This is a genomic window from Streptomyces sp. NPDC001858, from assembly GCF_053594615.1.
This window is the reverse complement of record NZ_JBSFEV010000041.1, coordinates 72,974-83,725: the sequence shown is the minus strand read 5'-3', so window position 1 is coordinate 83,725 and position 10,752 is coordinate 72,974. Positions and strand designations below refer to the sequence as shown.

General features: G+C 72.0%; 2 protein-coding genes. Both read left to right on the top strand.

From position 1 onward, the window contains the following. Positions 1 to 291 precede the first annotated feature (291 nt). Complete coding sequence (locus ACWCPF_RS37875; RefSeq protein ID WP_451049672.1) at positions 292 to 7,557, top strand: hypothetical protein; 7,266 nt, start codon at positions 292 to 294, stop codon at positions 7,555 to 7,557. A 359-nt stretch (positions 7,558 to 7,916) separates the two neighbouring features. Further along, the gene (locus ACWCPF_RS37870; RefSeq protein WP_451049671.1) at positions 7,917 to 10,442 is read left to right on the top strand and encodes a right-handed parallel beta-helix repeat-containing protein; all 2,526 of its coding nucleotides are present in this window, start codon (positions 7,917 to 7,919) and stop codon (positions 10,440 to 10,442) included. The last annotated feature ends 310 nt before the right edge of the window (positions 10,443 to 10,752 follow it).

Below are 10,752 nucleotides of genomic sequence, written 5' to 3'. Positions count from 1 at the left end.
GGGCTCAACCAGGCCCTCGAAGACGCCCGGAACTCCGAACAACCCAACCCGGAACTCATCCGCCGTCTCGAAAACGCCAGAGCAGAATGGACACCCCGAACACACCCCGCCGGCCCGCTGGAAGACGCACTCGAAAACCCCCGGACCACGCCCCCGGACGACGCCGCCAAAACCACGGAATCCGCACCACCGAAATCTGACCGCATCACGCCATCCAGCCTGGAGCGGGAACCATCGACCCCGGCCGCCGATACCGAGGCGGGTATCACGCCGCAGTCAGGGTCGCCTTCGGTGACCGAGTGGGGGCGCGAGACCGAGCTCCAGCAGGCCTACGAGTACGCACAGCGAGCCGTGATCGCAGCAGACAACGCGCTGGAGGCCACCCAGAAGGCGGCCCGGGCGGCGCATGCCACCGGAGTGGGGTCGACCGCTCTGTCCGACGGCAGCGCGGTCGCCGCCGCGCGTGCGAGTTCGGCGGATGCCCGGCACCATCTGCAGGAGATCGAAAGGCAGTTGTACCCCGCGTTGCCGAGTGACGCGGCCCAGGCCGCGGAGCACACCTCGGAGGCCGGCCCGTCCGGCACCTCGCGGGACAAGGGCAAGGGCCGCGCGGACGGCCAGGACACCGCGCTGCCGCCGCGGAGTCCGTCCGTCACGGACATCGTCGAACCGTCGCCGATTCGGCCGTCCGTCACCGAGTCGGCACCCGAGCCTCTCGCCGGGTCCCGTACGCCCGCCGATCCCGCCACCGCACCGACGCCGACCTCCTTCGTCGAAGAGTTCGGGTCCCGGTACGACGGCCATGTCGGCCAGGTGCATGTGGAGCCGCTGCCCGAGTCGGTGGTACGGGGCGTCCACGAGCAGGTCGTTCACGCCCTCCGGCTCTCGCCCGGCAGCGCCGCCGCCGAATCCGTGCGGGCGCAGTTGCGGGATCGGGCCGGCGCGTCGGAGCTGCTGCGGAACCTGCCCAACCTGCGGGACCTCAGAGGCCACCGGTTCACGGTGACCGTCGACGGCCGGGAACGGACCGTCGGCATCCGGCTTCTCCTGACCCACCCGCGCCCCGCTGCGAGGTTCGGCAGCCTTGACGGCAACCCGCACGACGTACGTGTGGAACGGCGCAGTCAGGGCACCTCGGAGACTCAGAGCACGGAGAGTTCCGGGAACGTCCGGACGGTGCGACTGCCGTTGACCGCGTCCTTCCCACGGTTCCTCGACGGAGTGCTGCGGTCGTGGGACGTCGGGGTCTCGACCACGCTGACGCACAATCAGCTGGCCCGGTCGATGTCGGTCGGGCGAGCGCTGCACACGACGCTCGTGGTGATGAGCACCGAGCAGTCGACGGCGTACGACTACGACACCGAGTGGCAGGTCGTGGTGCACCCGCCGCACGGTCCGATCGCGGAGCTTTGGTCGGGGCCGCAGTCGCACGGGGCGGTCACCGTGTGGTTCCCGCAGCACCTCGCCGAGGTGGACGCCGCGGGTACACCGCTGCCGGGCCTGGCAGATCCGGCGCAACTGGATGATCTGCCTCTTTGGGGTACGGACTCGGTCCGCGATCCGCAACGGCTGCTGGAGGAGGTGCGCCAGGTGTTCAGGGACGAGCTGACCGGGCTCGGCCCCGCCTCGGCGCTGGCGCTCACGCAGTTCCTGTCCGAGGAGAATCTGCGCGGGTCGCTGCCGATGCAGCGCGACGCCGGCATCCTTTCGCCGCAACTGCTCGACTCCCGAGGCCGCACTCTGGGGGTGCTGCGCGTCAAGACCGTCGTGAGGCCGGGAACTCCCACGCACAGGAGCATCGCGGGGAAGATCCAGCTGGAGTCGCACGTCCTCACCGGCGTGAAGCTGGACGGCCGGACCACTGTCAGCAACGGCATCGCGCTCGATGTCAGTACCGGCCCCTCCCTCACCGCCGACCGCGCTCCGGGGCACCCGGGGGCCTCCGCGGTGATCGGCGGCAGCGCGCTGGTCAAGGGCCAGGTGCGCTGGCAGTCCAGCGACAGCCTCGCGCTCGGGGGCACGGGGACGATGCTCCACGCCGTGCGCAGCAACAGAAGCCACCTGCTGGCCCCTTCGGAGGTCCAGTACACCGTGACCCTGGTCCGACCCGGCATCGGGGATCGCGTACACGGACTCGATCCTTGGCCGGCCGGGCTGTCGCTGCGCGTGCTGGCAGCCGAAGACGCCAGAGGCCAGCGCCCCACCGGCGAGGCACTGCGTTCCCTGCCGCCCGAGCTGGCGAACCTGCAGAGCATCGGCCTGACCACGACACCGGTCCGGGTCGAGGGAACGGAGGTGCTCTTCACGAGGGCCGAGACGTGGCTGCGGGACAACGGCTACCTGCCCCAGGGCGCACGCAATCGCGTGCTGCCCGACGAGGCGCTGGTTCAGGCCCAGCTGACGAACCTGAGGCAACTGGACACAGCCCGTTCGCAGCTCGGGCTGCGCGCCGCGGTCGAGGCCATGGTCGACGGCGGTCACTCCTTGTGGTTCGAGCGCCCCACGCCGACCGCTACTCAACGGGTCCGGCTCCGCCTCACCGCGACGAAGGACCACGACGCGGCACGGCACGGCATCCACCGGGCCACCCTTCCCGACGTCCAGGTCAAGGGCGTGGCGACCTTCGCCATGGGGGGTACCCAGCAGCGAGGATCCCTGTTCAGCAGCACCCTGGGCGCCGGCGGCGGCCTCACCGCTCCACTCGGCGGCGGCCATACCGTCGGCGGCAGCGTGGACGGCTCCCGTACCTGGGAGCACACCCGGACGGACACCGTGGGTTCCGCGCTGAACCACGACCAGTTCTTCATCGCGACCGGGGACAAGCCGAGCTCCGAGATGTTCGTCGTGCCGACGCGGTTCGCTCTCGACCTGTACCACGGTCCCGGTGGCGGGCGTGTCATCCGCTTCGCGGAGCAGGAGGATCCCGGGCGTGCGGAGGCGGATCCCGAGCGTGCCTACTCGTCGAGCACGTCGTTCATCCACCTCGCCGTCCCGCGGGAGCGCACTCTGCCCGCGTTCCACGTGCCCGAACAGCCGGTTCCGGAGCCGATCGTCCGCGCGGTGACCCAGGCGGACCGGGACCTGCTCGCGATGACCGACGACCGGGGCGCACCGCTCCCCGGCGTCACCCGGCTGCCGGACGACACGTTGCTGGAGGTGTTCCGGGCGTCGGCGGCGCTGCGCGAGGCGTTCCGGCAGATCGTCACCGAGTCCTATCCGGGCCGAGAGGCGCCCGAGCTGGTCGAACCGGTGGTATCCCCGCAAGGCCTTGCCGACCCCACTGCCTTCGCCGCCGCCGTGGTGGATGCCGCGCTCGACCCGAGCGTCCTGCTGGCCCGCGGTCACCAGATCCTCAAGGGCCGCTACGTCGTCGACGGGATCACCCTCCCCGGACAGCTGGCCGACCGGGAGCACACGCTGGAGATCCGTGGCGTGCTGCACAACCCGCGGTATCTGCACACCACCAAGCAGTACATGGAGACCGGTGTGTCCGCGACCGACTCCGCGGCGCAGGCGAGGGCGACGTCCACGACGGACCAGTTCGGCGTCGCCGTCATCGGAGGATTCGCCCTCGATGCCGCGTCGGCCGGCACCACGACCATGGGAATGTCGGGGAAGTACACGTACCGCAACGAGCTGGAGGACTCCGCCACCCTCACCTCCGTCGCCGGTGCCAGCAGGACGGCGACCGGGTCCGGGACACATCACCGCATCGGCGCCGACGCGCTCCTCCTGCTCACCGTCCGCACGGGCACCCGCAACGTGGTCGCGAACAGTGTGGGAGTAGGCAGCGGGCGCGAGGTGACCGTCGCAGTCGAGCTGCCGCGGGCCGCGCAGTTCCTCATCACGAACGACCAGCTACAGCGTGACGCACGATGGTTCAGCGCTCTCAGCGACCTCCACACGCCGCCGCGGAACGAACAGAACGTGCCGTTGCCCCCGCGCTTCGTTCGCAGTCTGGAGCCGGGCTTCGCAACCGTCACGTCCGTGACCCAGCATTCCGGGACGTGGACGGACGGCGGGCCCGGGCGCGAAGTGCGCGATCGCATCCGAGAAGAGCTGACGAGGCTGGTCGAGGACGTGGCGCGGGGCGCCACCGTGCCGGGGCATTCCTCGTACCTCCCCGGAGTGGCCTCACGGATCGCCGACTACACCTCCCCGACCGGGCTGCGCGCGCTACCGGGTCGCGGCCCGAGCGGCGACCTGCGCTTCCACTTCCTCCACACCGCCGACACGGGCGCGCGGTTGGTCGAGGTCTCGCTGACCGCCCGGCCGCGTGACGGCATCGACCTGAGCGGGGTCCGAGGCCGGCGGGCCGCTGGGGGACTGGAACAGTATTCCGTGCACTCCCCGTCAGGAGTGGCGAGGAGCTCCGCAACGACCACCCAGCACTCCCTTGCCATCAACCCCACAGCGCGCTACGTGCGCCCCGCGGACGACACCCGGACCGACCGCAGCGGACCGGCTGTGAACATCGTGTCCACCCGGGCTCATGGGTCGAAGGCGGCGTCAGCGGCCGAGGACCGGTACTGGCTGCGTACCGACAGCGCCGCCGACTTCGATCTGGAGTACGAGTTCGTTCTCTCGGCGCGTTCCCGACCGGTCGCCGACTGGCCGCCGAACCTTGTCGGCGGAATGGTTCAGAACGGCATCGTCACCTGGCAGGACACCGACGGCACCGGCACTCACAGCTGGTTCGAGCGGGTACTGGCAGGAAGCCCGTACCGTTCGGCGACCGTCCCGGCCACCGTGGGCCTGCGCTTCACCGGCAGCGAGGCCGCGGAACCGGACAACAAGAGCGCGGAACTCACCCCGTCCAGCGACGACGCGGCGCCCGAAATGAAGGGCGCCAGGTTCGTACCGACCGGCCCGACACCCGTGTTCGGTTTCAACGCGTCGGAAAAGCTGACCGAGGCCCTCGACGCCGTCGCCCCCGGCGGTGCGGCCAACTGGCGGTCCCTGGCGGTGTCCACGTCCGCCGAAGGTCGGGCCGCGCGTCTCGGGGAACTGGTCCAGGCCGGGCAGATATCCCTCGACCGACCGCGCATCGTCGGCGGACTCACCGAGCGCATGCCGGGCAGTCACCCCTTCGAAAGCGCCCCGGCCACCCCGCCCTCCCTCACCATCGCGCTGTACAACCCGCGCCGGATCACCAGCGCCAAAGACGTCACCATCGACCGGCTGCAGATCAACTCGGTCGCAGGCGGTTCCTGGTCCAACAGCGGCGACACCGCCGGCGTCGAGGCCCATGGCGCCTTCAGTACGGAGGACGCGAACCGGCGGCTCTTCGGCTTCACCATCCCCGTCATCAGCAACCAGCCGGTGGTACGGGGCGCCGCGGAGAACTTCGCCGGAGTACGCCGCAACTGGCTCAAGACCGGCAACACCAACGCCCCGACCGACGGCAGCGGGGTCCGGACATTCGAGGTCGAGGTCGATGCCCACATCACCGTGGCGGGCCCGAACGGCACTCGTCACATCACCGGAACGCTGAACGCGCGACTGTCCGAACACGACGTCCTGGGGCACGGCATCACCCCTGCCCGCGCCCAACCGCGCGTCTACGACCTGCCGTCGATGGTCGGTGCCGCCGCCGAGGCCGCGGCTCGGGGCGAGGGGCAGAGCCGCGCGGCGGAGCGCGCGAAGGCCACGGCCGGGAAGCCTGCCGGTGCAGGAGCGCAGGCCAGCGTGGATCGCACGCTCCGCGACTGGACCACCCACCCCTTGGAGGATCTGCCGTCCGCGATCGTGTCGCAGCTCCACCCGGATGACCACGCGGCACAGCTGTGGCTCGCACTCGGCGCCGATGGCCAACTGCACCTGGGCCGGGCCCTGTTCATCGCGTCCCACACCGCGCGCACTGCCGAGCGGCCGGTCGAACTCGTCCTGCGTGGCGAAGACGGCCTGCGCTTGTGGAACTTCGGCCCCGACGGACAGCTGCTGAACCCCGGTGTGCAAGGCGACGCGAACATGACGGTGGACGACTGGCAGGAGTTGGCCAGGACCCACAGCCCGGCTCTCGTCGAGGCGGCCGTGGGTTCGTTCGCCGACATTCCGGCCCGCTGGCCCACGCCCGGGGAAGGCCTCGTACAACCCCGCAGCGGTGTCACCGCACCTGTCACCGCACACCCGCCTGCGCCCGTCACAGCACCTGCGTCTACGGCACCACCCACGTCTGAGCCTGCGACTGCCTCTGCGTCTACCGCGCCGCCTGAGCCTGCGTCTGCCTCTGCGTCTGTGTCTGCCGCGCCGCCTGAGCCTGCCACGGTGACCGCTCCCTCCGAGTCGGGAGCGTCCACCGTGACGGCCTCACCCACGTCGGCCACGGCCACCGGGACCCACGTGAGTGAGGCCCCGCCGGCATCGCCCGCTTCGTCGACGTCGGGCGGGGACGTCTCCTCCGTGCCGGTCACCCCGCAGGAGGCAGCCGAGGTTCCCGGAACGTCGGTGTCGGCCGGGTCTGTCCCTGCACACCTGCCCGGCCGGCCGCAGGACACTTTCCACGAGCTCCTCGACAGGGTCAACGCGCTCCTTCGCCAGAAGGGGGATGCCCGGGTGGCCGACATCGATCAGCTTGTCCGGGCCTTCGAGAAGTTGCACGACGTCGTCCGTCGCCGTGCCCCCCTGCCCCAGATAACGACTGAAATCACCAACATCCTGCAGAGCGGTGAAGTGCCCCGGGTGCTCGGCGGCAGTCCGACGCTGACGCAGGAGCCCGTCGTGGAGACCGGGACGGTCACCGCGGAGCAGGGGCCCGTCGCCGGCCCGTCCGGCACCTCGTGGGACAAGGGCAAGGGCCGCGCGGACGGCCGGACCACCCCCGCGTCCATGTCCCGTCAGTCAGTGCCCACACCGGCGCAGGCCACCGAGCCCATGCGGCCACCGAGCCCCGCGATCCCGGCGGCGTTCTTCGACGAGCCCCGGCCCCCCATGCCCACGGAAGTGTCCGCGGCCGGGGAGCACGGAGGCAGGGCCGAGGAACTGGAGTCGTCCCGGCAGACGTCTCCTCCGCTCACGCGCCCGGAACCGGAGGACCTGGAGACTGCGCGGCCCACGCAGGAGTGGACTGACCGTACGGAGCGACCGGGGGGCGGCCCGGCCGTCGTCGGCGACGTGCCCGGCCAGGCGCGAGGTCCGCTGACTGAACCAGGGAACGGGCTTGGTGAAGCGGACCTCGCAGGGCAGGGCGACCACAATCGAAGCGCGGTGGTGGGAAGTTCGGGCGTACTCGTCGACGGACAGGCCCGGTCGGACAGCCTGGCGTCGGCAGCCGAGGAGATCGCCACTTCGGGTGGATCGGGGATCGGTGCGAGCCATGGCACCGTGGCCGTGGGCCAGCCGGATCCGCTGGAGCTCGTCCGGCGGGAGTTCGAGGAGGCGAAGACCGCGATGGCGAAGGCCGCGATGACCCTGCGGGAGAAAGAGGCGGCGGCCGCACTCGCGGGCGGCGCGGGGACGGCCGGCTGTGAACTGTCCGTGGCCCAGGCGCACGCCCAGAACACCGCGGACCGCTTCAACAGGGCGAAGCAGCTCCAGCAGAGCTTCTTCGGCGTATGAGCGACATGGCGCCCACCGACTCCGCTCGGGCGGGCGCCCGGCCCCCGTCCGGTGTCCCTCCGGACGGGGCACTCTCGCTTCACTGCACGCTGCCGCGGTGGGGCCGACGCCGGTCGTGGCTCTGCAGGTCACGCCGATCGCCGAACAGGCGTGACCTGCTGACTCGTGTGCGTCGTACGCGGTCACGGTGCGCTTGTCCACGGTGGGGGGAGAGAGCGACGGCCCTGCCGGCCTGGGCAACACGGCCTCCGCACAGGCCGGACCGCAGGCCCACCATAATCAGGCACATCGTCAGACAATCATCACCCCAGCAGCGTGCCGGCGCCCCAGCGGCGCCACAAGCAGCGAAGGATCCGGACATGACCCGTCACACCGTGGCCCCCAAAGGACAGGGCGGCCGGGGCGCCTTCCACCGGATCGCCGACGCGGTGCGTGCCGCCGCGCCCGGCGACCTGGTGGTGATCGCCCCCGGTACCTGGACCGAGGCCGTGGTGCTCGACCGGCCGGTCGTGCTGGCGGCCGAGCACGGCTCGGGTGGCGTCGTCCTGGCCGCGCCGTCCGGCGACCGCCCGGCGCTCACCGTGGACGGCCCGGACTGCGCCGTGCACGGCGTCACCCTGCGCGGCGCCGACGACGGCGCCCCGGTGGTCGCGCTCTCGCCCGGTGCCGGACTGATGATGGAGGACTGCACGGTCGAGGGCGGCCGGATCCAGGCCCGCGGCCCGGAGGACGAGGAGAGCGGGACCACCGCCCTCCTGCTGCGGCGCTGCCGCATGGAGCGCGCCCGGCTGGCCGGTCTGCACCTCGCCGGAGCGGTCCGCGCCCGGCTCGACGACACGAGCGTCCAGGGCGTCGACGGAACGGGCATCGTGCTGTCGGGAACGGCCCGCCTGGACGCCGTACGGCTGCGGCTGGACGGTACGACGGGCTCGGGTCTGCGGTTGCGCGGCAGCGCGCGGCTGCGGCTCACCGAGTCCATACTGACCGGCACGGGCCGGGCCGGGCTCCTGCTGGAGGACTCCGCCGAGGCCACCGCCGCCGAGTCGACCATCCGGTCGTCCGGTGCGGCGGGCGTGCACCTGACCGGCACGGCGCAGGCGGAGTTCAGTGACTGCCGGATCCGCGCCGCCGCCGCCAGCGGGCTCGTCGTCCAGGACGACGCCGTGCTGACCGCCGACGGCTGCGCGGTGACCGCTTCCGGGGCGAACGGGCTCCTGGTCACCGGCGCCGGGCAGGCCACGCTGGCGGACTGCCGGATCGACCGCAGCGGCTTCAGCGCCGTGCACCTGTCCGGCACCGCCACCGCCCGGCTCACGGACTGCCTGGTGCGCGACGGCGCCGAGCACGGGGTCCACGCGGTCGACCGGGCCCGCCTCGAACTCACCGACTGCGGGGTGCGGAACGCCGCCATGACCGGGATCGCCGTCCTCGAACAGGCCGCGGCCACGGTCACCGGCTGCCGGATCGACGGCGTCACGACCGGGATCGGCGTCGGCTCGGGAACGGGCAGCCGCATCGAGCACACCATCGTGACCGCGACCAAGGAGATCGGGATCCAGGTCGCCACCGGCGGCACCGCGGTCCTCGCCGACGTGCGGATCAGCAAGGCGGGAGCGGCCGGCGTGGTCGTCGACCAGGGCGCGGACGCCACGGTCGAAGGCGGCTCGGTGGAGGACTGCGCGGGGTCCGGCGTCGTCGTGTGGACCAAGGCCCGGCCCACCGTCACGGGCCTGCGCATCCACCGGCCGGCGAAGAACGGGGTCTTCCTCGCCGAGGGCGCGGGCGGCACCTTCACCTCGCTGGAGGTGACCGGTGCCGCCTTTCCCGCGCTGCACATCGGCGCATCCGCCGACCCAGCGCTGCGGCACTGCCGGATCAGGGACTGCGCGGACGCGCTCGGCATGGACGAGGGCGCGGTCCCGGAAGTCGAGGACTGCACGGTCGACGGCATTCCCCTGACGCTCGGCGCGCCCGCGTCGGTCCCGGCCGCCGCCTCCGGGGCTCCGGGCGCCCACACCCCGGCACCGCACCCGAAGGGGGCCGCCGACGACCGGGAGGCGCCCGAGGAACACTTGGACGACCTGCTCGGCGAGCTGAACGCCCTCGTCGGTCTCGACCGGGTCAAGCACGACGTCGGTTCGCTGGTGAAGCTGATGCGGACGGTCCGGCGCCGCGAGGAGGCCGGCCTGCCCGCGCCGCCCCTCAGCCGCCACCTGGTCTTCGCGGGGAACCCCGGAACCGGCAAGACCACCGTGGCCCGGCTGTACGGCAGGATCCTCAAGGCGCTGGGCCTGCTGCGAAGCGGTCACCTGGTCGAGGTCGACCGGACAGCCCTCGTCGGCGAGTACGTGGGCCACACCGGCCCGAAGACCACAGCCGCCTTCAACCGGGCGCTGGGGGGCCTGCTCTTCATCGACGAGGCGTACAGCCTGGCACCGCTCGGCGTCGGCAACGACTTCGGCACGGAGGCCGTGGCGACCCTGGTCAAGCTGATGGAGGACCACCGGGACGACGTGGTCGTCATCGCCGCCGGCTACCCCGGCGACATGGACCGCTTCATCAGCTCCAACCCGGGCCTCGCCTCCCGCTTCGGCCGCACCCTGCTCTTCGAGGACTACGGCGCCGCCGAGCTGGTGTCGATCGTCGAGCACCAGGCCGAGGAGCACCAGTACGTGCTCACCCCCGCCGCCCGCGACGACCTGTCGGTCCTCTTCGCGCGCATGCCGCGCGACAAGGGTTTCGGCAACGGCCGCTCGGCGCGGCAGATCTTCCAGGAGACGACCGAACGCCAGGCGCAGCGCGTCGCGGAACTGGCCGACCCCAACGCGGACCAGCTCATGGCCCTCGAAACCCAGGACCTCCCCCGGCCGGCCACCGCTGGCTGACACCGCACCGGCCTACGGCTCCCGCGTACGCGGGTGGCGGGAGCGCCGGGCGGCGGCGGAGGCCGACCGGGCCGTCAGATGTGCAGCAGCCGCTCCGCCGGCCCGCGACAGTCCCGCAGGGCAAGGCGGAGGGCGTCCCGGGGCCAGTCGACGAACCCACTGTGGTCGCAGGTGTGTCGATGGCCGTTCACCCGTTCGTGGTGAGCGCCTTGAGAAATACGGATCTGGTGGCCGGTGCGGGTGCCAGGGTCGGGGCCCGCGGAACCACGAGGTCAGGGCGGAGGGGTGCGGCGGCGGCTGTGGGAGTTCG

What these genes read in the sequence shown, in the direction of transcription:
- ACWCPF_RS37870 (WP_451049671.1), top strand. Translation starts at nt 7,917, where the DNA reads ATGACCCGTCACACCGTGGCCCCCAAAGGACAGGGCGGCCGGGGCGCC.